Source organism: Streptomyces sp. NBC_00572, from assembly GCF_026341815.1.
Lineage (GTDB): Bacteria > Actinomycetota > Actinomycetes > Streptomycetales > Streptomycetaceae > Streptomyces.
This window is the reverse complement of record NZ_JAPENX010000001.1, coordinates 1,951,768-1,977,590: the sequence shown is the minus strand read 5'-3', so window position 1 is coordinate 1,977,590 and position 25,823 is coordinate 1,951,768. Positions and strand designations below refer to the sequence as shown.

The 25,823-nt window shown below is 70.7% G+C and carries 21 protein-coding genes and 1 tRNA gene; 10 read left to right on the top strand and 12 right to left on the bottom strand.

Annotated elements, in window-relative coordinates:
- Positions 1 to 340: 340 nt before the first annotated feature.
- Positions 341 to 1,720: an NAD(P)/FAD-dependent oxidoreductase gene (locus OG514_RS08940; protein WP_229313740.1), complete on the top strand. Its 1,380-nt coding sequence runs from the start codon at positions 341 to 343 to the stop codon at positions 1,718 to 1,720.
- Positions 1,721 to 1,911: 191 nt separating this feature from the next.
- A complete protein-coding gene (locus OG514_RS08935) occupies positions 1,912 to 3,222 on the top strand; it encodes a cyclopropane-fatty-acyl-phospholipid synthase family protein (RefSeq protein ID WP_266892649.1) in 1,311 nt (436 codons plus the stop codon).
- 70 nt (positions 3,223 to 3,292) lie between these two features.
- Here OG514_RS08935 and OG514_RS08930 read toward each other — a convergent pair whose 3' ends face one another.
- Both OG514_RS08930 and OG514_RS08925 read right to left on the bottom strand, forming a co-directional pair.
- Positions 3,293 to 5,824: an ABC transporter permease gene (locus OG514_RS08930; protein WP_266892647.1), complete on the bottom strand. Its 2,532-nt coding sequence runs from the start codon at positions 5,822 to 5,824 to the stop codon at positions 3,293 to 3,295.
- Positions 5,825 to 5,876: 52 nt separating this feature from the next.
- Positions 5,877 to 6,647: an ABC transporter ATP-binding protein gene (locus OG514_RS08925; RefSeq protein ID WP_229313737.1), complete on the bottom strand. Its 771-nt coding sequence runs from the start codon at positions 6,645 to 6,647 to the stop codon at positions 5,877 to 5,879.
- Positions 6,648 to 7,021: 374 nt separating this feature from the next.
- Here OG514_RS08925 and OG514_RS08920 point away from each other — a divergent pair.
- Both OG514_RS08920 and OG514_RS08915 read left to right on the top strand, forming a co-directional pair.
- Positions 7,022 to 7,106: transfer RNA gene (locus OG514_RS08920), tRNA-Leu, on the top strand.
- A gap of 190 nt (positions 7,107 to 7,296) precedes the next feature.
- Positions 7,297 to 8,199: a Bax inhibitor-1/YccA family protein gene (locus tag OG514_RS08915; protein WP_266892642.1), complete on the top strand. Its 903-nt coding sequence runs from the start codon at positions 7,297 to 7,299 to the stop codon at positions 8,197 to 8,199.
- 90 nt (positions 8,200 to 8,289) lie between these two features.
- Here OG514_RS08915 and OG514_RS08910 read toward each other — a convergent pair whose 3' ends face one another.
- A complete protein-coding gene (locus OG514_RS08910) occupies positions 8,290 to 8,520 on the bottom strand; it encodes a DUF4287 domain-containing protein (RefSeq protein WP_266892640.1) in 231 nt (76 codons plus the stop codon).
- 112 nt (positions 8,521 to 8,632) lie between these two features.
- Here OG514_RS08910 and OG514_RS08905 point away from each other — a divergent pair, with 112 nt between their 5' ends.
- The gene (locus OG514_RS08905) at positions 8,633 to 8,962 is read left to right on the top strand and encodes a hypothetical protein (protein WP_266892638.1); all 330 of its coding nucleotides are present in this window, start codon (positions 8,633 to 8,635) and stop codon (positions 8,960 to 8,962) included.
- Between the two features lie 15 nt (positions 8,963 to 8,977).
- On the opposite strand, the gene OG514_RS08900 is transcribed toward OG514_RS08905, so the two are convergent.
- From OG514_RS08900 to OG514_RS08890, 3 genes are all read right to left on the bottom strand, one after another.
- Positions 8,978 to 9,820: a hypothetical protein gene (locus OG514_RS08900; RefSeq protein WP_266892636.1), complete on the bottom strand. Its 843-nt coding sequence runs from the start codon at positions 9,818 to 9,820 to the stop codon at positions 8,978 to 8,980.
- A 321-nt stretch (positions 9,821 to 10,141) separates the two neighbouring features.
- Entirely contained in the window at positions 10,142 to 11,362 is a 1,221-nt protein-coding gene (locus tag OG514_RS08895; RefSeq protein ID WP_266892634.1) for an acetyl-CoA C-acetyltransferase, read from the bottom strand.
- A 112-nt stretch (positions 11,363 to 11,474) separates the two neighbouring features.
- Positions 11,475 to 12,497 (bottom strand): SGNH/GDSL hydrolase family protein, encoded by a 1,023-nt coding sequence (locus OG514_RS08890; RefSeq protein WP_266900795.1) that lies wholly within the window; start codon positions 12,495 to 12,497, stop codon positions 11,475 to 11,477.
- Between the two features lie 155 nt (positions 12,498 to 12,652).
- Between OG514_RS08890 and OG514_RS08885 the strand changes: the two genes are divergently transcribed.
- The 5 genes from OG514_RS08885 to OG514_RS08865 all read left to right on the top strand — a co-directional run bounded on the left by OG514_RS08885 (position 12,653) and on the right by OG514_RS08865 (position 21,641).
- On the top strand, positions 12,653 to 14,041 hold the full coding sequence (locus tag OG514_RS08885) for a cystathionine beta-synthase (protein WP_266892632.1): 1,389 nt from the start codon (positions 12,653 to 12,655) through the stop codon (positions 14,039 to 14,041).
- Positions 14,042 to 14,475: 434 nt separating this feature from the next.
- On the top strand, positions 14,476 to 18,492 hold the full coding sequence (locus OG514_RS08880; protein WP_266892630.1) for a GDSL-type esterase/lipase family protein: 4,017 nt from the start codon (positions 14,476 to 14,478) through the stop codon (positions 18,490 to 18,492).
- A gap of 12 nt (positions 18,493 to 18,504) precedes the next feature.
- Complete coding sequence (locus OG514_RS08875) at positions 18,505 to 18,990, top strand: hypothetical protein (RefSeq protein WP_266892628.1); 486 nt, start codon at positions 18,505 to 18,507, stop codon at positions 18,988 to 18,990.
- A 996-nt stretch (positions 18,991 to 19,986) separates the two neighbouring features.
- Complete coding sequence (locus tag OG514_RS08870; RefSeq protein ID WP_266892626.1) at positions 19,987 to 20,598, top strand: hypothetical protein; 612 nt, start codon at positions 19,987 to 19,989, stop codon at positions 20,596 to 20,598.
- A 197-nt stretch (positions 20,599 to 20,795) separates the two neighbouring features.
- Positions 20,796 to 21,641, top strand: coding sequence for a MurR/RpiR family transcriptional regulator (locus OG514_RS08865; RefSeq protein ID WP_266892624.1), 846 nt, complete (start codon positions 20,796 to 20,798; stop codon positions 21,639 to 21,641).
- A 23-nt stretch (positions 21,642 to 21,664) separates the two neighbouring features.
- Here OG514_RS08865 and OG514_RS08860 read toward each other — a convergent pair whose 3' ends face one another.
- From OG514_RS08860 to OG514_RS08835, 6 genes are all read right to left on the bottom strand, one after another.
- The gene (locus OG514_RS08860) at positions 21,665 to 22,036 is read right to left on the bottom strand and encodes a hypothetical protein (RefSeq protein WP_266892622.1); all 372 of its coding nucleotides are present in this window, start codon (positions 22,034 to 22,036) and stop codon (positions 21,665 to 21,667) included.
- A 67-nt stretch (positions 22,037 to 22,103) separates the two neighbouring features.
- Entirely contained in the window at positions 22,104 to 22,496 is a 393-nt protein-coding gene (locus OG514_RS08855) for a roadblock/LC7 domain-containing protein (RefSeq protein ID WP_266892620.1), read from the bottom strand.
- A gap of 41 nt (positions 22,497 to 22,537) precedes the next feature.
- The gene (locus tag OG514_RS08850; RefSeq protein ID WP_266892618.1) at positions 22,538 to 23,332 is read right to left on the bottom strand and encodes a transcriptional regulator; all 795 of its coding nucleotides are present in this window, start codon (positions 23,330 to 23,332) and stop codon (positions 22,538 to 22,540) included.
- Complete coding sequence (locus OG514_RS08845; protein WP_266892616.1) at positions 23,329 to 23,721, bottom strand: hypothetical protein; 393 nt, start codon at positions 23,719 to 23,721, stop codon at positions 23,329 to 23,331. The genes OG514_RS08850 and OG514_RS08845 overlap by 4 nt, the downstream gene beginning before the upstream one ends.
- 140 nt (positions 23,722 to 23,861) lie before the next feature.
- Positions 23,862 to 24,347, bottom strand: a complete 486-nt coding sequence (locus OG514_RS08840) for an SRPBCC family protein (protein ID WP_266892614.1) — start codon at positions 24,345 to 24,347, stop codon at positions 23,862 to 23,864.
- Between the two features lie 32 nt (positions 24,348 to 24,379).
- Complete coding sequence (locus OG514_RS08835; RefSeq protein ID WP_266892612.1) at positions 24,380 to 25,738, bottom strand: diaminopimelate decarboxylase; 1,359 nt, start codon at positions 25,736 to 25,738, stop codon at positions 24,380 to 24,382.
- Positions 25,739 to 25,823: the final 85 nt, after the last annotated feature.

Here is a 25,823-nt window from a genome sequence, read left to right as displayed (position 1 = left end):
GGCGTCGGGAAAGTTCGTGAAGTTCTTCACAAGGAAAAGGGCCCTGGTGGCGCCCGAAGGGGGTCTTTAGGCCCTCCGGGGGGCGCCTCAGGGCCCTTTCGCAGGCACGGGGGCCGATTCGCTCGTTGTTTCCATCGCGTGAACGGCCCCCGTCGTTCGGCGTTAACGGAGGCTCTCCGGGCCAGTTCACAAGGGGTGAACAACGTTCGCCCCCGCACCCCGGTTCCTTTGCAGCACCATGACATGGATCACGTGGGCGGCGGAGTGTAGCAGAGGTACCCGGAGACCTTGTGAAGGGGCGCACGAGCACCCCCCTCAGGAGGGGTGGATACTCGATCTCATGAGCACCACGGAGCGTCCCAGGATCCTCGTAGTAGGCGGCGGGTACGTAGGCCTGTACGCAGCTCGGCGCATCCTCAAGAAGATGCGCTACGCGGAGGCGACCGTCACGGTCGTCGACCCGCGGTCGTACATGACCTACCAGCCCTTCCTGCCCGAAGCCGCCGCCGGCAGCATCTCGCCGCGCCACGTCGTCGTCCCGCTGCGACGCGTCGTGCGCGGAGCCGAGGTGCTCACCGGTCGGGTCACCACCATCGACCAGGACCGCAAGGTCGCCACGATCGCGCCGCTCGTCGGCGAGGCGTACGAGCTGCCTTTCGACTACCTCGTCATCGCGATGGGCGCCGTCTCCCGTACCTTCCCGATCCCCGGCCTCGCCGAGCAGGGCATCGGTATGAAGGGCATCGAGGAGGCCATCGGCCTGCGCAACCACGTCCTTGAGCAGCTCGACAAGGCCGACTCGACCACCGACGAGGAGGTCCGCCGCAAGGCGCTGACCTTCGTCTTCGTGGGCGGCGGCTTCGCCGGCGCGGAGACCATCGGCGAGGTCGAGGACCTGGCCCGTGACGCCGCGAAGTACTACCAGAACGTGTCGCGCGAGGACATGCGCTTCGTCCTGGTCGACGCGGCCGACAAGATCCTTCCCGAGGTCGGCCCCAAGCTCGGCCAGTACGGCAAGGAGCACCTGGAGAGCCGCGGGATCGAGATCTACCTCGAGACCTCCATGGACTCCTGCGTCGACGGCCACGTCGTGCTGAAGAACGGCCTTGAGGTCGACTCCAACACGATCGTGTGGACCGCCGGCGTGAAGCCGAACCCGGCGCTCTCCCGCTTCGGTCTGCCGCTCGGCCCCCGCGGCCACGTGGACTGCAACGAGAAGCTCCAGATCAACGGCCTCGACTACGCCTGGGCCGCGGGCGACAACGCCCAGGTCCCGGACATGGTCGGCCGCAAGGCGGGCAACCCGAACGCCTGGTGCCCGCCGAACGCCCAGCACGCGCTGCGCCAGGCCAAGGTCCTCGGCGACAACGTGGTGGCCGGCATGCGCGGCTTCCCGCAGGCGGAGTACAGCCACGCCAACAAGGGCGCCGTGGCCGGCCTCGGTCTGCACAAGGGCGTCGCGATGATCGTCGTCGGCAAGGTGAAGATCAAGCTCAAGGGCCGTCTCGCCTGGTACATGCACCGTGGCTACCACGGCATGGCGATGCCGACCTGGAACCGCAAGATCCGCGTCTTCGCCGACTGGACCCTCGCGATGTTCCTCAAGCGTGAGGTCGTCTCCCTGGGTGCCATGGAGACGCCGCGCGAGGAGTTCTACGAGGCGGCCAAGCCCGCCCCGGCGCCGGCCGCCCCGGCGCAGGAGAAGGCCAAGGCTTCCTAGCAGTACACGCAGCACCAGTAACACCAGCAGTACACGCAAGGCCGTAAAAGGGCCGTCCGCCATCCGTGGTGCGGACGGCCCTTCGCGTGTTTTGCCGACTGATTGCGCTGCGGCGGGACTGTAAACGCCTACTGACGGTGTTCCCTTGGTGACGAGCATTTCTGGGGCACGAGATCACGGAGGTGTGCACCATGGCCGACGCCGCGTCGCGGCTGACGACTCTTGCCGAGGAACTCCTCGGCGGACCGCTCCCGGTCCGACTGCGAGCCTGGGACGGCAGCGAGGCCGGGCCCGTCGGTGGCCCCGTCCTGATCGTCCGCGACCGCCGCGCCCTGCGGAGGATGATCTGGAAGCCGGGCGAACTGGGCCTGGCCCGCGCCTGGGTGGCCGGGGAACTCGACGTCGAGGGCGACCTGTACGAGCTCCTCGACGCGATCTCGGGCCTGCTCTGGGAGCGGGACGAGGACACCAGGGGGCTGATCGCGTCCGCGCGCGACCCCCGGCTGCGCGCCGCGGCCGCCGCCCTGCTGCGGCTCGCCGGTCCGCTGCCGCCGCCGCAGCCGCCGGCCGAGGAGATGCGCGGCCGCAGCGGCGGCCGGCACACCCGGCGCCGCGACAAGCAGGCGATCAGTCACCACTACGACGTGGGCAACGACTTCTACGGGCTGGTCCTCGGCCCGTCGATGGTCTACTCGTGCGCGTACTGGGCCGCCGACGGCCCGGACGCGACCCTGGAGGACGCCCAGCGCGACAAGCTGGACCTCATCGCCCGCAAGCTGAACCTCAAGGAGGGCGACCGGCTCCTCGACGTGGGCTGCGGCTGGGGCTCCATGGCCATCCACGCCGCCCGCGAGTACGGGGCCAGGGTCGTCGGCATCACCCTCTCCCGCGAGCAGGCCGCGTTCGCCCGCAAGCGGATCGCGGACGAGGGCCTGACCGACCTGATCGAGATCCGCGTCCAGGACTACCGGGACGTCACGGACGGCCCGTACGACGCGATCTCCTCGATCGGCATGGCCGAGCACGTCGGCGCCGTCCGGTACCGGGAGTACGCCGACATCCTGTACGGGCTCCTCAAGCCCGGCGGGCGGCTCCTCAACCACCAGATCTCCCGGCGCCCCGAGCCCGACGAGGAGGCGTACGAGGTCGACGTCTTCATCGACGCGTACGTCTTCCCCGACGGTGAACTCGCCCCCATGGGACGCACGCTGAGCACCCTGGAGGACGCCGGCTTCGAGGTCAGGGACGTGGAGGCGATCCGCGAGCACTACGCCCTCACCCTGCGCCGCTGGGTGGCCAACCTGGAGCGGGACTGGGACCGGGCGGTCCGGCTCACCTCACCCGGCCGGGCCAGGATCTGGCGGCTCTACATGGCGGCCTCCGCGGTCTCCTTCGAGCGCAACAGGATCGGCGTGAACCAGTTCCTCGCCGTGAAGACCCCGGTGTCGGGGAAGAGCGGCACGGCGCTGCGGCCGCGCGTCTGGAACGAGCGGACGGACTGACGCGGCGGGTACGGCGGAGGGCCGGCCTCCCCTGGTGGGGAGACCGGCCCTTCTTCTGTGAGTACCGCTGCTACTCGGCCTTGATGGCGGCGAGCATGTTCAGCCTGGCCGCGCTCCGGGCCGGCCACAGGGAGGCGAGGACGCCGACCAGGGCGGCCAGGACCAGGAAGATCCCGATCCGGTCCCAGGGCAGGACCAGGGCGTAGCCCGGCAGGCTGTTCTTGAAGGTCTCGCCGATCGCCCAGCCGAGGAAGGAGCCGAGGCCGATGCCGACGACCGCGCCGAACACCGAGATGACCACGGCCTCCAGACGGACCATCCGCTTCACCCGGCGCCGGTCGAGACCGATCGCCCGCAGCATGCCGATCTCCTGCTGACGCTCGAAGACCGACATCGCCAGGGTGTTCACGACACCCAGGACCGCGATCACCAGGGCCATCGCGAGCAGACCGTAGACGATGTTCAGGAGCATGTTGATCTGGCCGCCGAAGAGGTCACGGATGTCCTTCTGGTCCATCACCGTGATCGCCGGGTTGTCGCCCATGGCCTTCGACAGGGCCTTCTCGTGGGCGGCGCTCGGGCCGCCCTCCGTCGAGACGAAGATCTGCTGGATGCCCGCCTGATCGTCGTGCGCGCTGACCAGCTCGGTGTCGATCAGGACCGGCGAGACGAACTCGCTGCCCTTGTAGACCGCGCCGACGGTCAGCTTGCCCTTCTGCTTGTCGAGCCACTCGACGGGGACGGTGTCGCCGACCTTCAGACCGCGCTTGGCGGCGGTCTTGTCGTCGACGGCGATCTTGCCCTGGCCGAGGGAGGCCATCGAGCCGTTCACGACGTCGAGCTTGAGGACCTTCTCGATGTCGCCGGGGGTGACACCGGAGGCCGAGACGAACGAGCCCTTGAGTTCCAGGGCGCCGTTCTGCTGCGGGGAGACCGCGGTGACGCCCGGGGCCTTCTCCAGGGCCGTCAGGGCCTCCTGGCTGAGGCTGGTGCCGCTGGCCATCGAGACCATGTAGTCGGCCTTGATCTGGTCGGTCGTCATCTTGTCCAGGGCCGTGCCGACCGTGGCGCCGAGCACCGAGAGTCCGGTGACCAGGGTCAGGCCGATGGCGAGCGCGGAGGCGGTGGCGCCGGTGCGGCGCGGGTTGCGGACCGCGTTCAGGCCGGCGAGCTTGCCGGAGACCCCGAAGAGGTTCACGAAGACCGGGCGGATCACGGCGATCACGGGCCGGGACAGGAACGGGATCAGCACGATCACACCGATGAGGGTGAGGAACGCGCCGCCCGCGATCAGCAGGCGGCCGTCGTCGCCGCCCTTGCCCGCGCCGAGCACGATGAGCACGGCACCCAGCGCGGTGATCGCGGCACCGATGGAGTTCCGGACGACGAGCGACTTGGTGCTCGCGGTGGCGTGGACGCTGCTCATGGCGGCGACCGGCGGGATCTTCGCGGCGCGGCGGCCGGGCAGCCAGGCGGCGAGCATCGTGATCAGGACACCGACGAGGAAGGCGGTGAGGACCGGGGTGGCGCCGAGGACGAGATCGCCGTCCGGGAGCTTCATGTCGAAGGCGCCCATGGCGGAGCGGAGCCCGACGGCCAGGCCGATGCCGAGCACGTAGCCGACGGCCGAGGCGACCAGACCGACCAGACCGGCCTCGGCGAGGACGGAGCGGGTGATCTGCTTGCGGGAGGCACCGACCGCGCGCATCAGGGCCAGTTCCTTGGTGCGCTGGGCGACCAGCATGGTGAAGGTGTTGGAGATCAGGAAGATCCCGACGAAGAGCGCGATGCCCGCGAAACCGAGGAGCACCTGGTTGAGCGCGCCGAGACCGGACTCGATGTCCTTGGCCTGCTGCTCGGCGAGGGCCGTGCCGGTCTGCGCGGTGGCGGCCTTCGGGACGACCTTCAGAACCTCGTCGAGGAGCTTGTCCGCGTCCGTGCCGGGCGCGGCGGTGACGGTCAGGTTCTGGAAGTACCCCGGCTTCAGATAGAGCTTCTGAGCGACGGAGGAGTCGAAGACGACCAGGCTGCCGCCGGCGTTGACGGCTCCGTCCTCGGTGGTGAAGACACCGGAGAGCTCGTACTCCTTCACCGGGCCGTTGGTGGCGACGCGGACGGTGTCACCGACCTTGTAGTTGCCCTTGTCGGCGGTGTCCTTGTCGAGCGCGATCTGTCCGGCCGAGGCAGGGCCGCTGCCGGTGGTGAAGGTGTACGCGCGGTCCTTGCCGTCCTTGCCGGGGGCGAAGTTGGTGCCCTTGTTGGACCAGCCGACGCCGATCAGCTTGCCGTCCTTGTCGGGGACACCGGCGAAGCCGTCGACGCGGGGGGCGACGGAGGTGACCCCGTCGAGCCCCGCGACCTTGTCGACGTCCTTCTGGGAGAGGCCGGGGGTCTTCCGGGCCTCCTCGGTGGAGGGGTACATCTCGACGGCGACGGCGACGTCGTCGTAGCTCTTCGCGGACTGGCTGCGGAAGGCGTTGGAGAGGGTGTCGGTGAAGACGAGGGTGCCGGAGACGAAGGCCACGCCGAGCATCACGGCGAGGACGGTCATCAGCAGTCTCGCCTTGTGCGCGAGCACGTTGCGCAGGGCGGTACGGAACATGGGTGTGTCCTGGAGGAAGAGGGACGGCGAGGGGCGGGGCTGCGCTACGGCGTCAGCTCGTACGGCCCTTGGCGTCGAAGGCCTTCATGCGGTCGAGCACGCCGTCCGCCGTCGGGTGCAGCATCTCGTCGACGATCCGGCCGTCGGCGAGGAAGATCACGCGGTCCGCGTAGGAGGCGGCCACCGCGTCGTGGGTGACCATGACGACGGTCTGGCCGAGCTCCCGCACCGAGTTGCGCAGGAAGCCGAGGACCTCGGCGCCCGAGCGGGAGTCCAGGTTTCCGGTCGGCTCGTCACCGAAGATGATCTCGGGGCGGGAGGCGAGGGCGCGGGCCACGGCCACGCGCTGCTGCTGGCCGCCGGAGAGCTCGGTGGGGCGGTGGCTGAGGCGGGCGGAGATCCCGAGCATGTCGATGACCTGCTGGACCCACTGCTTGTCGGGCTTGCGGCCGGCGATGTCCATCGGCAGCGTGATGTTCTCCAGGGCCGTCAGCGTCGGCAGCAGGTTGAAGGCCTGGAAGATGAAGCCGATCTTGTCCCGGCGCAGCTGGGTGAGCTGCTTGTCCTTCAGGGTGGAGAGCTCGGTCTCGCCGATCCGGACCGAGCCGGAGGAGAAGGAGTCCAGGCCGGCGACGCAGTGCATGAGCGTCGACTTGCCGGAGCCGGAGGGGCCCATGATCGCGGTGAACTCTCCCTGGCGGAAGTCCACGGTGACATGGTCGAGGGCGACCACCTGGGTCTCGCCGTGTCCGTAGACCTTGGAGAGATCCGTGGCGCGGGCGGCCACCGCGGTGGCGCGGGACACGGTGGGGGTGGTGGTCACGAGGGACTCCTGTCACTACGGGGCTGCTGCGGGAACCCCTCCATCGTGTCGAGCGTTCGCGCTCGGATCGTCCGTCCACATGCCCGTTCCCGGGGCAGTCTCGAGTCGCATCGGAGGGCCGGACTCTCCTCCTGAGGTATGACGGCGCCCCCGAGAGACGGCTTCAGGCCGACGTGACACAAGTGCGGCGACTTTTCGTCATTCCAGGGGGTGCGGCTTTGCGCCTGCGACCCCTGTCACAGTTCGGTGAAACCGCCCCCACCTGCACTGACGCACCCTCAGACGTCAATAAAATAAGACAACATCGGGCCGACGTTCCGCTGATCGGGGGAAGCGTCCCGATAGGCTCATGTGCCAACGCGGAGCTCCGCGACGCCCGGATGGTGGAATGCAGACACGGCGAGCTTAAACCTCGCTGGCCTTCGGGCCGTACCGGTTCGAGTCCGGTTCCGGGCACCACGGTTTCGCCGGTGCGACAGGCGGTCCGGCGGCCGTGGGGCCGCCCCTCCCCGGGTGACGCCCTCCCGACGTGCAGCAAGATCGAAAACGTACGGGAAAAGATCCTCCCCGAGCACTAGAGAGTTTCTTTTGCCTACGCATTACTCTTGACGCGAGGCCGCGCGCATGCGGCACGCCATGGAGGAGTGAGATGAGGAGCAGCAACCCGGTCTTCTCGCGACGGGGGTTCAGCCGCGACAACGGCACCGCGGGCTTCAACGGCCAGCAGCCGCAGGCCGGGGGCCCCGCCGTCGGAACCAACCCGTACGCCACCGGCACCCCGTATGCCGAGGGCGCGACGAACCCGTACGCGACCAACCCGTACGCCCCGCAGGACACACAGCTCGGCGCCCCGCAGCAGGCCCGCGGCAACGTGATGACGATCGACGACGTCGTGAGCCGTACGGCCATGACGCTCGGTACGGTCGTGCTCACCGCCGTCCTGGCCTGGCTGCTCCTGCCGGTCGACCCCGCCAACCTGGGCAAGTCCTACGGCATCGCCATCGGCGCCGCCCTGGTCGCCCTCGTGCTGTCGCTCGTGCAGTCCTTCAAGCGCAAGCCGTCGCCGGCGCTGATCCTGGGCTACGCGGCCTTCGAGGGTGTCTTCCTCGGAGTGATCTCGGCCGCCGTCTCGACGTACATCGCCGACGGCGTGGTCATCCAGGCGGTCCTGGGCACGATGGCGGTCTTCGCCGGCGTCCTGATCGCCTACAAGATGGGCTGGATCCGGGTCAACCGCCGCTTCTACGGCTTCGTGATGGCCGCCGCGATGGGCTTCATGCTCCTCATGGTGACCAACCTGCTGTTCGCCGTCTTCGCCGGCGGTGACGGCCTCGGCTTCCGCAGCGGTGGCCTCGGCATCCTCTTCGGTGTCATCGGCATCATCCTGGGCGCCTGCTTCCTGGCCCTCGACTTCAAGCAGGTCGAGGACGGCGTGACCTACGGCGCGCCGCGCGAGGAGGCCTGGCTGGCCGCCTTCGGTCTCACCATGACCCTGGTGTGGATCTACCTGGAGATGCTGCGTCTGCTGTCGATCCTGCAGGGCGACGACTGACGCGTCCCGACTCGGGGGGAAGGGCCCGTCCGGCTTCGTGCCGGGCGGGCCCTTCCGCGTTCCCGTCGGGACCGGGGCGGTGCTCGGACCTCAGAGCAGTCTCCGGGCCGCCCGCCGCAGGTCGTACTCGTGCAGGATCGCCTTCGCGTGGCCGTACGCCAGGTCGTGCGCCCCGCGGAGCCAGCTCACCCGCTCCTCGAAACGGAGGAGCGACGGCCCCTCCTCGACGGTGCGCATCCAGTCGGCGATCTCACGACCGGTGCGGCGCGGGATCCGGGCCAGCATGTTGCGGTGGGTCTCTTCGGAGAATGTGTGGGACATCGGCGCCTCCGGACGCGTCGTACCGTGTGCTGCTCCTCGTACTCCTTCACGCCACCGTGCCGAAGCCTTCGCCCGTTGGCAAGAGGCCCGGGACGGCGCGTAGGGTCACGGGGTGCGCGATACGAGTGAACTGACCGCCGCCGTCGAACGCTTCGCCGACCGGCTGCGGGCCGCCCCGCACAGCCGTCTCCAGCGCGGCGCGGCGGCCGAAGGACTTGCCCTCGCCCGCGAGCTCGCGGTGCGCGCACAGCGCGCCGAGGACCCGGAGCGGGAGCCGAGGACCATGCCGGACGCGGGGGTCTTCACCGTGGCCGACCAGCTGGCCGTCGCCGGGAACGATCTGGCCGAGGTCCTGCGAACGGCCCCGGCCGACTCCCGCGAGGGGGAACTGGCAGAGGCCGTGGAACTGGTACGTGAGGCGGCGGAGCGCTCGGGGCTGTAAGGCCCTCCAGGGGGCCTACAGCGAGGCGATGACGCGGTCCGCCAGGATGTAGACGTTCTCCTCGCCGGACTCGCCGTACGAGAAGGTGAGGGCGAAGGCGCCCGAGACGCCCGAGCCGCCGAGCAGCACCGGCGTACGGCCGGAGCGCAGGGCCTCCGCCAGGCGCTCCGCGGTCTCGCGGTGCCCCGGGGTCATACAGAGCGTCGTGCCGTCCGCGAAGACGTAGACGTCGAGCGTGCCGAGCGGGCCCGGACGCACGTCGGTCAGCGCCGTGGCGGTGTCGGCCAGCTCCTCCAGCCGGGCCACCGTCCGCTCGTGGTCGGTGACGACGGGGGCCTGCACCGGCACGAAGTCCGGGTGCGAGGGGTGCCGGCGGCGGGCCGCGGCCAGCTCGGCCGAGTCCTCCGGGTACTCGTCGAGGGAATCGAAGGCGTCGAGCGCGTCGGAACCGTCGAGCGCGGCCGCCTCCGCCTCCATGGCCTCCAGGGCCATCGCCTCAAGGCCCACGAAGTCGGCCTGGCGAGGGACGAAGAAGGTGCCGTCGTCGACCGGGCCGCCGAGACCGCCGAGCAGGGACGGGGCGTCGGCCGCGTCCCGGGCCTCCTGCGCGGCCCAGAAGGCCCGCGCCTCGGCCAGCTCGCGCTCGCGCTCCTCGGCCAGCGCCTCCGCGACCGCGGCCCGTATCTCGGCGGCGGGCGTGGCACGGGCGGCGGGGACGGTGACGCCGCGCCCGGCCGCCAGCTCGCTCCGCAGGTCGGTGACCTGCTTGCGGAGACCGTGGACGGCGTGCAGGGCGGCAGCGCCCACGGCCGTGGCAGCGGCCGTGGTCAGCAGCAGGGCAAGAGGCATGGCGCTCACTGACGTACTCCCGATTCCGAGTCGATCCCCCGACTTCCTACATCAGCTTGTCCTGGGGTGGGGCCCGCTGTCAGTGCATTACGTCACGAATTGGACAGGTATTTCTGCCAGGCGTTTAGTCCCGAAACACCTCTGACCTGCGAAAACGAACTCCCCCGGGACGTAGGTCACATCCTGGGGGAGATTCGGTCACGGCTCGGACGCGGAGCGGTTGACGCCGGGGCCGTCAGGAGAGGCGAGGCCTCGACTCAGGCGCTCGCTTCCGGGCTCAGCTCAGCCGCTCGCTTCTTCGGTCGCGCTGAGCTTCGCCACCGCTACGGCTCAGCTCAGCCGCTCGATGACCATCGCCATGCCCTGGCCGCCGCCGACGCACATGGTCTCCAGGCCGAACTGCTTGTCGTGGAACTGGAGGCTGTTGATCAGCGTGCCGGTGATGCGGGCGCCGGTCATGCCGAAGGGGTGGCCGACGGCGATGGCGCCACCGTTGATGTTCACCTTGTCCAGGTCCAGGCCGAGGTCCTGGTAGGACGGGATCACCTGGGCCGCGAAGGCCTCGTTGATCTCGGCCAGGTCGATGTCGCCGACGGTCAGGCCGGCGCGCTTGAGGGCCTGCTTCGACGCCTCGACCGGGCCGAGGCCCATGATCTCGGGGGAGAGGCCGGAGACGCCGGTGGAGACGATGCGGGCGAGCGGGGTCAGGCCGAGCTCACGGGCCTTCGTGTCCGACATGATCACGAGCGCGGCGGCGCCGTCGTTCAGCGGGCAGCAGTTGGCGGCGGTCACCAGGCCGTCGGGGCGGAAGACGGGCTTGAGGCCCTGCACGCCCTCCAGGGTGACGCCGGCGCGCGGGCCGTCGTCGGTGGAGACCACGGTGCCGTCCGGGGTCGTCACCGGGGTGATCTCGCGCTCCCAGAAGCCGTTCTTGATGGCCTGCTCGGCGAGGTTCTGCGACCGGACGCCGAACTCGTCCATCTCCTGGCGGCTGATGCCCTTGAGACGGGCCAGGTTCTCGGCGGTCTGACCCATGGCGATGTACGCGTCCGGGACGATGCCGTCCTCGCGCGGGTCGTGCCACGCGGAGCCCTCGGAGGCGGCGACGGCGGCGGTACGGGCCTCGGCCTCGGCGAAGTACGGGTTGTGCGTGTCGGGCAGGGAGTCCGAGTTGCCCTTGGCGAAGCTGGAGACCATCTCGACACCGGCCGAGATGAAGACGTCGCCCTCGCCCGCCTTGATCGCGTGCAGCGCCATGCGGGAGGTCTGCAGCGAGGAGGAGCAGTAGCGGGTGATCGTGCAGCCCGGCAGGTGGTCCATGCCCATCCGCACGGAGACGATCCGGCCCAGGTTGTTGCCCTGCTCGCCGCCGGGGAGGCCGCAGCCGAGCATCAGGTCGTCGATGTCCCGCGGGTCCAGCTCGGGGACCTTGGCGAGCGCGGCCTGGATGATCGTGGCGGTGAGGTCGTCGGGACGCAGGTCCTTCAGGGAGCCCTTGAAGGCCCGGCCGATCGGGGAACGGGCGGTCGAGACGATGACGGCTTCGGGCATCACGGCTCCATGAGGGTGCGGAGTGGGCGGACTGAAAGGGAAGTTACCCGTACGTACCGCATGGGGTCACCGGCCTGGGTGTGTGATGCGGGCCTCTTTTCTAAGCGTACGCTCAGTTGGTGGCGGGGTCGGCCGGCGCGGTGGTCGAGGCCGGCCCTTCGGCCGTCCCCTCCGGGCCGCCCTCGGCGGGCACCGGCAGGCGGCGCCTGCGGCGGTGCTTCAGCAGGGCCCACGGCGCCCGCGCGCCCGTCACCTCGGTGCCCGCCTCCTTCGCCGCCTCGGCCGCCGCCTTCGCGACCGGCAGCATGTTCTCCCGCCGGGCCGGTTCGAGACGGTCGGTCTCCGGCCATACGCCGAGCACCGCGCACATGGTCGGGAGCACGGCCATCGCCGCCGTCGCGTACCCCTCCGCCGAGGGGTGGAAGTTGTCCACTCCGAACATCTCGCGCGGGTTCGCCGCGAACTCGGGGCCCAGCAGGTCACCGAGCGACACCGTCCGCCCGCCCTGCTCGATCACCACGATCGTCTGGGCCGCGGCGAGCTGCCGGGAGGCCCGCCGGGCCAGCCAGCGCAGCGGCTGGTAGACCGGCTCGATCGTCCCCAGGTCGGGACAGGTCCCGACGACCACCTCCGCGCCGGCCGTCCGCAGCCGCCGGACCGCCGACGCCAGGAGCCGTACCGACTCGGTCGGCGGCATCCGGTGCGTCACGTCGTTCGCGCCGATCATGATCACGCAGACGTCCGGCGGCCCCAGGGGCTGCGCGAGCAGCAGCGACACCTGCCGCTCCAGATCGTCCGAGCGCGCCCCGGACAGCGCCACGTTCCGCAGCACCACCGGCCGCTCCGCCACCGCCGCGAGCCCCGAGGCGAGCAGCGCGCCCGGTGTCTGACCCGAGCGGCGCACCCCCTGACCCGCCGCCGTGGAATCACCCAGAAGGGCCAGTCTCAGCGGGTCCTCCGTGCCGAACGCGCGGCCGTAGAGGCCGTCCGCTCCGGGCGGGAGCGGGGCCGCTCCGCCGCCGACCGTCCGCTTCGCGATCTGCATCTCGGCCAGCAGGACGCCCACCGCCGCCACACCCAGCAGCCCGATGCTCCCGCCGCCGTACGCCGCTCCCGCCGCGATCCGGCGTGCCACCCTCGCCCTCGACATGGGGGCCGTCACCTCCTCCGAGCCGTAGAGGCCGTCCGGACCGTGGAGGCCCTTCAAGCCGTTCAGGGTCTAACTGCCCCGTAACCCGCTCCGACTACGCATACGCTGGCCACACCATTACGGAGACCCCGGAGATTACGGTGCAATTCCACGACTCGATGATCAGCCTCGTCGGCAACACCCCGCTGGTGAAGCTCAACAGCGTCACAGCGGGTATTCAGGCGACCGTTCTGGCCAAGGTCGAGTACTTCAACCCCGGAGGCTCGGTCAAGGACCGGATCGCCCTGCGGATGATCGAGGCGGCCGAGCAGAGCGGTGAGCTCAAGCCCGGCGGAACCATCGTCGAGCCCACGTCCGGCAACACCGGCGTCGGCCTGGCGATCGTGGCGCAGACGAAGGGTTACAAGTGCATCTTCGTCTGCCCGGACAAGGTGTCCCTCGACAAGATCAACGTGCTGCGGGCGTACGGCGCCGAGGTCGTCGTCTGCCCGACCGCGGTCGACCCGGAGCACCCGGACTCGTACTACAACGTCTCGGACCGGCTCGTCCGTGAGACGCCCGGTGCCTGGAAGCCCGACCAGTACTCCAACCCGAACAACCCGCGCTCCCACTACGAGACCACCGGTCCCGAGCTCTGGGAGCAGACGGACCGGAAGATCACCCACTTCGTCGCGGGCGTCGGCACCGGCGGCACCATCTCCGGCACCGGCAACTACCTCAAGGAGGTCAGCGGCGGGAAGGTCAAGGTCATCGGCGCGGACCCGGAGGGTTCGGTCTACTCGGGCGGTTCCGGCCGCCCGTACCTGGTCGAGGGTGTGGGCGAGGACTTCTGGCCCACCGCGTACGACCGGAACGTCACGGACCGGATCGTCGCCGTGTCCGACAAGGACTCCTTCCAGATGACCCGCCGCCTCGCCAAGGAGGAGGGCCTCCTCGTCGGCGGCTCCTGCGGCATGGCGGTCGTGGCAGCCCTGGAGGTCGCCAAGGAGCTCGGTCCCGACGACGTCGTCGTCGTGCTGCTGCCGGACTCGGGCCGCGGCTACATGTCCAAGATCTTCAGCGACGAGTGGATGGCCGGTCACGGCTTCCTCGAGGACACCTCCACCGCCACCGTCGCCGACGTCCTGCGCCACAAGGAGGGCGTCATGCCCTCGCTCGTCCACATGCACCCGGACGAGACGGTCGGTCAGGCCATCGAGGTGCTGCGCGAGTACGGCGTCTCCCAGATGCCCATCGTGAAGCCCGGCGCCGGTCACCCCGACGTGATGGCCGCCGAGGTCGTCGGCTCGGTCGTCGAGCGCGAGCTCCTCGACCACCTCTTCACCAAGAAGGCCTCCCTGGAGGACCCGCTGGAGCAGCACATGAGCGCGCCGCTGCCGCAGGTCGGCTCCGGCGAGCCGGTCGCCGACCTGATGGCCGTCCTCGGCGAGTCCTCCGACGCGGCGATCGTCCTGGTCGAGGGCAAGCCGACCGGTGTCGTCAGCCGCCAGGACCTGCTGGCCTTCCTGGCCAACGGCGGCGCGAAGTAGCAGTTCGCGCAACTGGTACGAGGGCGACACGTACGCGCAGCACCGGCTTAACACGCGTCCGGCACATTGGTGGTTGTCGGCGTCACGGACTTCCGGAGCGGCTCCCGGACTCCTGAGACGCCGCCGGACGCGGAGACCGGCCCTGACCCGGGCCCGTGTCCTCGCGGGGACCGCCGTCGTCCCGCCCCCCGTCTCGGGGGTGCGGCGGTCCCCGCGCCGAACACTTCGTCAGAACGCCACAGGGCCCCTCGCTTCGGCGAGGGGCCCTGTGACGTGCAGGGGTCCCGGACCGTGGGGTCTCGGGAGACGCCCGGAACTCGATCAATTCCCTTGACCGTCACCGGTGTCGTGATCATGCTCGCGCGTGGCGCGGGCATACGCCCACCGCACGGGGGGAGGCTTCCGCGCCGTACAAGCCTCTAAGGAGAACGCAGTTGAGATTCCTCCATACGGCGCGAGCACCCCTGGCAGCGGTGGCTGCCGGTGCGCTGCTCGCGGGACTGACCCAGGCCACGGCCTGGGCCGGACCCGGGCCCGGCGCCCCGCCGGCGCCCGTCACCACCGACACCGCCCCACAGCAGGACCGCGTCCCGGCCGGCGACCGGGCCGAGGTCCTCGGCGAGGACTGGCAGAAGTCCGCCGACATCGCCTGGACCACCACCGGTGACGCCCAGGGCTTCCACCTGCTGACCGCCACCGAGCAGAGCGGCTACGCCTGGAAGACCCTCGCGTCCCTCGCCGAACCCGGCTTCGACGTGGACCAGTGGATCGGAAACGCCTGCGTCACCGGCTCCGGCAAGCGCGCCGTCGTCGTCTACGCCCCGCGCACCTTCACCAACGACACCAGGCTGATGGCACGCGGCGGCTTCACCGCCATCGTGGACCTGACCAGCGGCGCCGTCACCAAGCTGAAGGTCAACGCCTCGCTGTCGTACTACAACCCCGGCTGCGGCGCGGACGAAGAGGCCGTACTGACCCAGTCGCCGGGCGAGGACAAGCGGCAGACCCGTCTGTTCCGGGTGAACACCGCCACGGGCCAGGTCAGCGAGCCCGTCGTGGTCGACGGACAGATCACCTCCTCGGTGCCGGTCACCGGCGGGAAGATAGCCGCGGCCTCCGGTCGCACCCTCGTCGAGATCGACGGCAGGGGCGCCAAGAAGAAGCTCGCGACGACGGGCACCGTCCCGTACCGCATCAGCAAGGACAACGACGGCGGTTACGTCTTCATGGAGCGCGTCCAGCGGGACAGCGTCAAGGAGACGGAGACCGCGCTCGTCAGCCGCTGGGCGGCCAAGAAGGTCACCAGGCTGGGCCACGGACCGCTCGCGGACGCCGGCCTCGCCCGTGTCGGCGGACAGGTCTACCTGACCGGCGACGTCACCACCGAGGCGAGTCTGCCGAAGTCGGTCACACGGCTGTCCGGAGTCCACAAGGACGCCACGCTCTCCACCAAGGGCGCCGCGATCGTCCAGCACACGGTCTGGGCGGACGGCGTCGGATCCCCGAAGTACCTCCAGCGGGACAAGGCCACCGACGCGCGCCCGGTGAAGATCGACACCACCCTGCGCGACACCGGCAAGAACGTCGGGTTCACCGTCACCCCCATGGCGGCCACGTCCGCGAAGTGGGAGAGCTCCCGCACCCCGTCGCCACTCCTCGGCACCGCCAAGGGCGCCCCGGACACCGCCAAGGGCGGCGTGCAGACCCAGACCGCGGGCGCCCGCGCGCTGACCTCCACCACGGCGGCGGCTGCCACGGCCGGCGACGCCGGTGAGATCGTCGAGTCGGATCGCACCTGCTCCGTGCCCCGCAACGACCCCCGCAACCAGGCCGTGCAGCCCAAGCCGCGCCAGGTCGAGTGGGCCGTCGACAAGGCCGTCACGGGCAATCTCAACATCGGCGCCTCGCGCCCGGCGAACTGGAAGAACCTCGGGATGCCGGCGTACTCGCCGCAGTCCCTCTTCCCGAACCCGGTCCTCGACGGCGGCGGCCGCGTCCCCGCGCAGGTGCTGCTCGGCATCACCGCGCAGGAGTCGAACATGTGGCAGGCCTCCCGCTCCGCGGTGCCCGGTGTCACCGGCAGCCCGCTGATCGGGAACTACTACGGTGTCGACTACTACGACGGCAACCCGGCCAACGACTGGGACGTCAACTGGTCCAAGGCCGACTGCGGTTACGGCGTCACCCAGGTCACCGACCACATGCGGCTCGCCGGCCGCGAGCACGACAAGGGCGGCGCCGCCTGGGACTACCAGAAGCAGCGCGCCGTAGCCCTGGACTACGCGGCGAACGTCGCCGCCGGCCTGGGCATCCTGGTCGAGAAGTGGAACCAGACCAAGCGCGCCGGAATCCAGGTGCACGACGGCAACCCGGCCAAGCTGGAGAACTGGTTCTTCGCGCTGTGGGCCTACAACAGCGGCTTCTACGAGAACGTCAACGCCAACGGGCCCTGGGGCGTGGGCTGGGCGAACAACCCTGCCAACCCCGAGTGGGACGCCGGCCGGCTTCCGTTCATGGAGACCCGCCTCGGCGGCGAGGACGCCTCCGCCGCGGCCCGCCCGCAGCACTGGCCGTACCCCGAGAAGGTCCTCGGCTTCGCCGCCCACCCGCCGTCGTTCCTGGAGTCCCCGGGCACGCTGGTGGCCGCGTTCCGCCCCGCCTGGTGGAACGGCACCACCGAGGACGCCACCGTCAAGGGCTCCGCGAAGTACAACCGCGCGCAGATGAAGCCGCCGGAGGACCTGTTCTGCGGCGTCTACAACTGGTGCGAGCCCTCGAAGATCTCCGACGGCGCGAAGAACGAGCCCGGAGCGGGACCCTGCACCCGTGACGACTTCAAGTGCTGGTTCCACCTCTCCGTCCAGTGGAAGACCGACTGCTCGTACTCCTGTGGCAACGAGCTCTACCGCTTCACCTCGCCGGACTACGACGCCGAGCAGGCGGACGGCACCGCCTACCCGCCGAACTGCACCCGCTCCGGCCTGCCCGCCGGCGCGCTCGTCGTCGACGACCTCCCCGGAGGCACCCCGTCGATCCGGCCGGGATGTGCCAACAGCGAGTGGAGCAACTCCGGTACGTTCACGGCCGACTTCCCCGGCGAGTCCGGAATCGCCCATGACGGCACCGCCGCGACGGTGTACCCCGGCAAGGTCGACATGCACCAGCTCGGCGCGGGCTTCGGCGGCCACTTCTACTTCGGCCACACCCGGGACGACACCGTCGACGCGAAGGGCGACCGCCTCAACTTCACCGGAACCTGGACCCTGAACCAGGGCCGGACCGACTGGATGCGCGTCCTGGTGCACCTGCCCGACCACGGCGCGCACACCCAGCAGGCCCGGTACGACATCGACACCGGCGGCGGCAGCTTCACCCGCCACCGGTACGTCAACCAGAAGCGCGGATCCAACGGCTGGATGTCCCTCGGCGCGTACCAGATGAACGGCGTGCCCCGCGTCCAGCTCACCACCGAGACCGAGGACGGCACCGGGGACGACGACGTCGCCTTCGACGCCGTCGCCTTCCAGCCGCTGCCGGGCAAGCCCCAGCAGGTCGTGCAGATGGGCGACTCGTACTCCTCCGGTGAGGGGGCGGGCTCGTACGCCAAGGACTCCGACAACGACATCGACGACAAGGCCCGCTGGAACGCCTGCCGCCGCAGCGCCAACTCCTGGGCACGCAAGACCACCCTGCCCGGCCGGTCCGCGTCCATCGGCACCCTCGCCGACGGCTTCTCCAGCGAGCTGGAGTTCCAGAACGTCTCCTGCTCGGGCGCCCAGAGCTTCCAGCTGAAGACGGGCTACCCCGTCGACCAGAGCGGCAACGAGAAGTGGGGCTTCGACGGCAACTTCCACGAGAGGTTCCAGATCGACTCCGGTGTCCTCAGCGGTGACACCGATCTGGTGACGCTCACCATCGGAGGCAACGACGCGGGCTTCCCGACCGTGATGCAGGACTGCGTCACGCTCGGCTGCCCGGCGGAGGAGGACGTCCACAAGGACATCGACGACGCCATGCCCAAGATCGAAAGCCTGCTGCGGGACATCCACACCGCGGCGGGCGGCGCGAAGATCGTCCTGCTCGGCTACCCCAAGATCTTCAACGAGAACTCGCTCACCTGCGTGAGCGGTGTGGGTGGCGCCGGCATGATCCGCATCAACGACAACGCGGAGTACATGGAGGCGAAGCAGCGGGCCGTCGTCGACAAGCTCAAGGCGGAGGGCAAGCCGATCTTCTTCGAGTCCCCCGACGGGGACTTCGAGGGCAGGCGGGCGTGCGACAGCCCCGAAGGCATCAACAAGATCGTGACCGCGGGGAAGGGGCCCGGCGACTTCAAGTGCGAGGTCGGTGGCACCTGGTGCGTCAGTCGCGAGAGCTACCATCCCAACAACACCGGAACCTCGGCGTACTCCGTCGCCTTCCGGCGGGCGCTGGACAAACTCCCCAAGTAGCGTCAGGAATCCGTGAAAGCTGATCAACGCGGCGGGACCGCACCCTGGGCGAAGGCCCTGGGTGCGGTCCTGCTCGTTCCCGTTCTGGCGCTCGTCGCCCTGTACGCCGTCGGCCGGTTCCGCGAGGCCGCCCGGGAGCGGGACGCCTTCGACGCCACCCGGGCGGACGCGCGAGGCTTCGCCGACGCCCTCGTCGCCGCCAAGGGCGTCACCCCCACCGACCAGGACGTCCGGGACGTCCTCGACACCGCCGCCGCAGGCCGCCGCGGTGTGCTCTACGAGGTACGGGCCACCGCCGACGGCACCCGGGTCCTCGTCCAGTTCTCCCGCCCGTACGAGCGGGGCGTGGCCCTCTTCGGCCCGGCCGACGCCATGGCCGACCGCTGCTTCACCGTCGGCCTGCCCTCCCCGGCATCCGGGCCGCCCCGGGCCGAGGTCACCGCCCACGGCCCCGAGGATTCCTGCGCGGACGTGGCCGGCCGCCTTCCCTCCCCCTGATCTCCGACAAGGCGGTGCCCTTGGCGCCGCTGCTCCTTCCGCTGTCCGCGCCGCTTCCGGCGGGGGGTCTTCAGGACCGGTGAGCGCGGCCTCGCCGAGCGTCGACACCCGCGTGCCGCGCGGGGTGCCCGCCAGGGACCGGACCGTCCTCGGCAGGGCGGCGCCCGCGACGGGCTGTGCCGCGCCGGTGAGGAAGACACTTCTGCGTGTTCTCAACACAGCTCCCTCATCAGGTCCTTCGGTGCCGCCGGGCGGCGCGACCAAGTACCGGGACATGAAGGCGCGACGCGATGCGACGCGCGGGAGAGGTGTCGGTGGTGCCGGCAGCAGTTGCCGTCCAGGGAGGCCGTGGCGAGTGCCGACGGCGCATCCGGAAGCGGACCGCGTGCTCCGACCGAACAGCGGTGTCCGTCGGCGCAGGAGACGGAGGCGAGCCTCCGCGAGAGTCCGGGTCCCGACGGCCCCTGGTCCAGGGCGCCCCCAAGCCCCGTTGTCCGGCGGACGGTTCCGCACCGGACGCGACCGAAGCTACGTGGCGGTCACGGAGTCGTCGAGGCGAATTGATCAGACCTTGTCAGGTCCGTTTTCTTTGGATTGTCACGAACGTGATCAATGGAGAAGGGGATGGCGGCGGAGGTGATCGAGAGGGGGTTTAGGCCGCCTGCCTCATGTTTCAGGGGTGTTGCGGGGCGGCGAGATCATCCGGAGGCGGGGTGAAGGGGCGTGGGATGGATCACACACCTCAAGTGGCCTCGCGCAATTCTCGCTTGACTGTCCCTCGGGATGTGCCCAGTCTCTTCTCCCGCAAGGACTTGAAGCGGGAAGGCGTGCCCATTCCGCTGCTGTTGTCGACTGTTCCTCGGGGGGGCCGGGGTGACTCGATGGAGGAATTCTGATCGGCGTCCGATTGCCATCCTCCTGTGTCGTGCGGTCGACGCGGGGCGCTGAGGGCCCCGTGCTTTTCGATGTCAGCCAGTTCCGAACTTGGAGACACACATGCAGTTCAAGAACGTGATTCGTTCCTACGGCGCCCGGGTGGCCGTCGGTGCCGCGGCGGTCGGCCTTCTGACGGCCGGAATCGCCGCCCCGGCCGTCGGGCAGGAGTCGACCGGTCGTTCCGTCGTCGTCGCCGCCCCCGCGGCGAAGGACGCGCGGCAGATCGGCACCGGCCCGCTCGCCACGGTCGGCGGCGTGGCCGTCTCCGCCACGGCCGACAGCGCCACGCGCGAGATCGCCCAGGCCGCTCCGGCGGCCGTCACGGCCACGGCGAACCTGTGCGGCACCGGCTACTACCTGATTCACGCGGAACAGCTGCCGACCCCTGAACAGCGGCTGGGGACGGTCTTCATGTACCGGAAGAACGTCGCTCCCTGGAACGCCTGCGCGATGTTCGACAACAACACGGCCAGCGCCAAGTGGATGAAGCTCAAGATCTGCCCGAACACCGTCGGCGCCGCCTGCGACGTGGACGAGGGCCTCTTCAGCCAGTACGCGGGCCCCGTCCGCGTGACGGACGGCTGGTGCGCCCAGACCACCGCGCTCATGAAGACCAGCAGCGGCGCCAGCACCTACCTGGTCAACCGCGCGATCCGTCCTTCCTGTAACTGACCGGAGAAAGGCGGCGGCATTCCGGGGAATTCCCGGTGTGACGCCTCATTCGCCCGACGGCACCGGGTCCACGCTTCGGCGCGGGCCCGGTCTCGTGCGTCCGCCTGCGATCGGGAGCGTTCGAGGGGTGCCGCACGCGACCCGATGTGCATATCCTTATGCAAGATCTTGATGGGTGAATAGGTGAAAGGGGCGGCATGAGCGACAGCCCGGCAGGCCGGCTGCAGGCGCTCTTCGAGGGGCACCGGCTGACGCCGACGCAGCGGCGGATCGCGCACTGCATGGTGCGGCGCTCCGGTGACGTGCCGTTCCTGTCCAGCGTCGAGCTCGCCGAGCTCGCCGGGGTCAGCCAGCCGTCCGTCACCCGCTTCGCCGTCGCCCTCGGCTTCGACGGGTACCCGGCGCTCCGCCGCCATCTGCGCGAGGTCGCGCCCCCCGAGCCCGGCGCCGGGGAAGGGGAGGGCGAGGCGCTCAACGAGTACCAGCAGGCCGTGCTAGCCGAGATCGAGAACCTCCAGCACCTCGCCAAACTGCTCGCCGACCCCGCGCCCGTCGAGCGGGCCGGGCGGCTGCTCGCCCGCTCCCGCCCGCTGCCCGTGCTCGGACTGCGGGCCGCCTCCTCGCAGGCGCGTGGCTTCGCCTACTTCGCCGCCAAGGTGCACCCCGACGTCCGGCTCCTCGACGAGGCCGGAACGATGCTCACGGACCGCGTCGACGCGGCCGTACGGGCCGGGGCCACGGCCCTGCTGTGCTTCGCGCTGCCCCGGCATCCGCGGGAGGTCGTCGAGGCCCTGGAGTACGCGCGGGCGGCCGGGCTCACGGTCGTGACCGTAGCCGAGTCGGCGTTCGCGCCGGTCGCCGCCCACAGCGATCTGCTCATCCCGGCCGCCGTCGGCACCGGGCTCGCCTTCGACACCGCCTGCGCGCCGATGATGCTCGGCCGGGTCCTCCTGGAGGCCATGGCGGACGAACTCCCGGACGCGCAGGCGCGCCTGGAGGAGTTCGACGCGAAGGCGGCGGCGCGGGGCCTGTTCGTCGAATAGGCCCCGCGCCCGCGAGGGCCGGGTCAGACCTCCAGGTCGGCCTCGATCTTCTTCAGCTGGTGGCGGGCCATCGCCAGGTTCGCCCGCTCCTTGTCCAGCGCGAGGTACAGGAACAGGCCGTTCTTGCCCTGTCCCTTGAGCAGCCGGATCAGGTGGTACTGCCGGCCGAGGGTGATGAGGATGTCCTCGATCTCGTCGCCGAGGCCGAGCATCTCCATCGTCCGGACCTTGGCCCGTACGACGTCGGTGTTGCCGGCCGCGGCCATGTTGAGGTCGAGTTCCTTGCCGCCGCCGATCGTGCCGAGCGCCATGCCGCTCGTGTAGTCGACGAGGGCCGCGCCGAGAGCGCCGTCGATCGTGGTGGCTTCCTTGAGCGAGGTCTCGGTGTTCGCCATGGGTGTCGCACTTCCTTTTCGTGTACGGGTTCTTCTTCGTGGTGCTCGTTCTTCGTGGTGCGGTGCGTCAGTTCAGGTCTTTGCGTTCCAGCGCGCCGTCGACGAGTTCGCCTATCCGGACGCTGGACCTGCGGGCCTCCAGATGGAGCCGCCCGACATTGATCCGGGGCTCCGCGAGCAGCGTCAGGACGGCCGCGCCACCCGCCGCGTACGTCGCCACATAGCCGTTCTCACCGCGTACGAGCAGCTCCCGGAACCGGCCCTGGCCGGTGGTGTCGCTGAGCCGCTGGCCGACGCCGAGCGCCGCTGCCGTCAGCGCGGCCACGCTCTCCGCCTCTCCGTCCACGGTGTCGTGGGCCAGGACGAGCCCGTCGGCACTGGCCGCGAGCGCTCCGGTCAGCTGGGGCAGCCGGGCCCGTAGCCGTCTGAGCTCGCCGAGGACCTCGGCTTCTGCCGTCATGAGCTGTTTCCTTTCGGCGCGCAGGCGCAGGGCACGCCTCATCACAGGTGTGCCTCCAGGGCGTCACGGAGCCGGCGCAGCAGGGCGATGTCGGGATCGGCCACCGGCAGGGCCGGTAACAGGGCGGGGAGGAGGGGTGGCAGCGGTGCGGGGGAGGGGTCGAGCGGCGTCTCGACGAGCCCGGCGGCCGCCAGCCGCCGCACGTCGAGGAGGGTGTGGAAGGCGGGGCGGCCGAGCATCCTGGCCAGCTCCGCCGGGGTCCGCTCCCCGTCCGCGACGGCGAGCAGGGCCCGCTGGCGCGCCCCCACGGTCTGGCCGGGCGCGGCGGGGCGCGGCACGACCGGGGCGGTGTCCACGGAGGCGTACGGCCAGACGGCGTCGAGGAGTTCGCGGCGGCGCACCGTCTCGCGCTCGACCGCCTGGGCCGACACCGGCCGCACGGTGCCGAACCAGTGCCCCACCCCGTACCGGAAGCGGGTCGGCCCGCTGGTGGGGGAGAGGGCGAAGAAGGCCGCGTCGAAGACGGCGCCGAGGTGGCAGATCTCCAGCTCGCCGTCGTGGAGCCGGCCGCTGTCGACGAGGAAGCGGCCGACGGCGCGGTGGGCTCCGGCCCGGTCGACGGCCTCGTCCCAGCCCTCGCGGGGCAGGCGCCCGCCGGTGGTGAGGAGGACGTCGACGCCGGGGGCGGCGGGGCTCTCGGCGTGCACGACCCGGCCGTCGACCAGGTAGAGCGTGCCGTGGTCGCGGAGCAGGGCGCCGGTGGCCTTCTCGGCGGCCAGCCGGACCAGCATCGGGGAGACGGGGGTGGCGACCGTGCTCGTCCCGGCGCCGCTCATCCCAGGACCAGCCTCTCGGCGAGGTCGCGGAGTCTGATCCGGGCGAGGGCGAGGTTGCCGGTGGCGCGGTCGAGCCAGAGGTGGAGGAAGACGCTGCTGTCGAAGGAGGTCTCGACGAAGCGCAGGACGTGGTAGCCGGCGCGGGTGGTGACGATCAGGTCCTCGACGGGGGGTTCGCCGGTGGGGGTTTCCCCCGGGGCCGCGAACGAGTCGAACTCGGCGGCGGCGCGTGCGAGTTCGGCGGTCTCGGCGGCGGTCGTCTCGTGGTCGCCGACCGGTGAGTCACCCGCCGTCCCGAGGGCGAGCCCGCTGGTCCAGTCGACCAGGGAGGCTCCGCGAGCGCCCGGCAGGGCCATGGCCTCCAGAAGGCACTCGTCGATTCCGGGCACGCGGATTCCTCTCCCGATGCGGCGTGCGAACGTGCGGCAGTGACGGTGACGTTACTCAACGCAGCGGCTTCCGGAGGGGTGTTCTGGCATTTTCCATCGGAACATGCCAGTACTGGGGGAGAGTTCGTCCCGGATGTGTGTCAGGTCGCGGACTCCACCGCCCGCGCGATCTCGGACAGGTCCTTCGTCAGCGCCTTGGCGACCGCCTTCGCGCCGAAGCGGGCCATCAGCCGGCCGAGGAACCCGGGTCTGCGGCCGCGCGCAGGCCGGGCGGAGAACGTCATCCGCAGGACGGTCGCTCCCGCTCCGTCGGGCGTGAGGCTGATCTCGGAGACGTAGTGCATGCCGTGCGACTCGGCGACCGTGACGTACCGGTCCGGCGGCTCGCACTCCGTCACCAGCATCTCCTCGGTGGCCTCCTTGCCGAGCATCCGCCGGGTCTCGCGCCAGCGCGTGCCGACGGCGAAGCCGCCCTCGGTGAGCACCTCGACCCGCTCGACGCCGGAGAGGACGCGGGGCATGTCCCGCAGGTCGGTGATCGACTCCCAGACCCGCCCGGGGGAGGCGTCGACCCGGCGCTCGACGGCGACGGTCGTGGTGTTCCTACCGGTTCCCGTTCCAGTCATGACTTCATCGAAGCCGGGACGCCGGGCCCGCGCTACCGGACGAGCGCGTCCGCGCGGTCGCCGCCCGACTCGGCGACGATCGAATCGAGCGTCTGGGGCTTCCGTACGGTCGTGAACGTGACCGTGGCGCCCCCGGCCCCGCCCCCGCCCCCGCCGCCGTCTCCGTCCCCGTTCTCCGTCACCGTGAAGCCGTGGATGCCCGGCCGGGGCAGGCTGTTGTACGCGTAGTGGTGGGCGAAGTAGTACGCGCCGGTGTCCGGGACGGCCACCACGTCGCCCGGGTGCAGCAGCGGCAGCTCGCGGCCGGTGGCGAGCAGGTCCCCGGCGAAGCAGGCGGGGCCCGCCACGTCCTGGACGGTGACCTCGCCCGTGCGGGGGCGGCCCTCGGGGTCGTACGCGAGGACGCGCAGCGGCCAGGCGTCGGGGGCGTAGACCGTCCGGGTGGCCAGCTGTACGCCCGCGTGGGTGACGGCGATGGGGCGTCCGCCGGAGGTCTTGGTGTACTCCACCCGGGCGAGGACCGTGCCGTGCTTGGCGAGCAGCGAGCGGCCGAACTCGGTCACCAGGCCGTAGCGGCCGTCGAAGAGCCCGGGGACGGTGTCGGCGAGCAGCCGGGCGTACTCCGCGTACGTCGGCGTCTCCTCGTCGGAGGTGAAGTTCACCGGCAGGCCGCCGCCGATGTCGAGGGTGTCGATCTGCTGCCGGCCGGCCGCGTGGTTGATCTCCTCGGCGAGCGCGTACGCCTCCCCGACGCCCTCGGCCATCAGTGCGAGCGGGACGCCCTGGGAGCCGGTGTGGGTGTGCAGACGGGTCAGCCAGGGTCGCTCCAGGTAGGCCTGGACGACGGTCTTGCGGGCGCCCTCGTCGCGGAGCGCCACGCCGAACTTCGAGGTGGCCGTCGCGGTCGAGAGCGCGCCGATGGAACCGGCCCCGACCTGCGGGTTCACCCTGATTCCGAGGGGTGAGGAGGTCGGCGCGGAGGCGACGAGCGCGTCGAGGCGGGCCAGCTCCTGGAGGTTGTCGGCGTTGACGGCGATGCCGAGCGCGAGGGCCTGGCGGAGCTCGGCCGGGGTCTTGGCGGGGGAGTCGAGCACGGTGTGGGTGGGCGGGATCCCGGCGGCGCGCGCGAGGGCCAGCTCGCCGGGGCTCGCGACCTCGACGCCGAGCCCGGACTCGTACAGGAGGCGGAGCACGGGGACGAGGGGGGCGGCCTTGACGGCGAAGGCGTGCAGTACAGGCGCGTCGGTGACGGCGGCGAAAGCGCTGGTCAGAGCGGTGGCGGAGGCGCGGATGCCGGCGGTGTCGAGGAGGGCGACGACCGGTTCGGCGGGGGAGAGAAGTCCTTGGTCGACGGAGGCTCGGACGGCGAGATCGCGGCGGGAGGAGGCCATGGATCCATCCCATCACCGGGATGGTCGACCCCGCAGCTGTTGACTACAACTATTCATGGCGCCAGGATGTGAATATCTGAACGAC

What these genes read in the sequence shown, in the direction of transcription:
- OG514_RS08860 (WP_266892622.1), bottom strand. Translation starts at nt 22,036, where the DNA reads ATGGCGAACACCGAGACCTCGCTCAAGGAAGCCACCACGATCGACGGC.
- OG514_RS08865 (WP_266892624.1), top strand. Translation starts at nt 20,796, where the DNA reads ATGAGCGACAGCCCGGCAGGCCGGCTGCAGGCGCTCTTCGAGGGGCAC.
- OG514_RS08835 (WP_266892612.1), bottom strand. Translation starts at nt 25,738, where the DNA reads ATGGCCTCCTCCCGCCGCGATCTCGCCGTCCGAGCCTCCGTCGACCAA.
- OG514_RS08895 (WP_266892634.1), bottom strand. Translation starts at nt 11,362, where the DNA reads ATGCCCGAAGCCGTCATCGTCTCGACCGCCCGTTCCCCGATCGGCCGG.
- OG514_RS08910 (WP_266892640.1), bottom strand. Translation starts at nt 8,520, where the DNA reads ATGTCCCACACATTCTCCGAAGAGACCCACCGCAACATGCTGGCCCGG.
- OG514_RS08840 (WP_266892614.1), bottom strand. Translation starts at nt 24,347, where the DNA reads ATGACTGGAACGGGAACCGGTAGGAACACCACGACCGTCGCCGTCGAG.
- OG514_RS08940 (WP_229313740.1), top strand. Translation starts at nt 341, where the DNA reads ATGAGCACCACGGAGCGTCCCAGGATCCTCGTAGTAGGCGGCGGGTAC.
- OG514_RS08915 (WP_266892642.1), top strand. Translation starts at nt 7,297, where the DNA reads ATGAGGAGCAGCAACCCGGTCTTCTCGCGACGGGGGTTCAGCCGCGAC.
- OG514_RS08935 (WP_266892649.1), top strand. Translation starts at nt 1,912, where the DNA reads ATGGCCGACGCCGCGTCGCGGCTGACGACTCTTGCCGAGGAACTCCTC.
- OG514_RS08930 (WP_266892647.1), bottom strand. Translation starts at nt 5,824, where the DNA reads ATGTTCCGTACCGCCCTGCGCAACGTGCTCGCGCACAAGGCGAGACTG.
- OG514_RS08870 (WP_266892626.1), top strand. Translation starts at nt 19,987, where the DNA reads ATGCAGTTCAAGAACGTGATTCGTTCCTACGGCGCCCGGGTGGCCGTC.
- OG514_RS08855 (WP_266892620.1), bottom strand. Translation starts at nt 22,496, where the DNA reads ATGACGGCAGAAGCCGAGGTCCTCGGCGAGCTCAGACGGCTACGGGCC.
- OG514_RS08850 (WP_266892618.1), bottom strand. Translation starts at nt 23,332, where the DNA reads ATGAGCGGCGCCGGGACGAGCACGGTCGCCACCCCCGTCTCCCCGATG.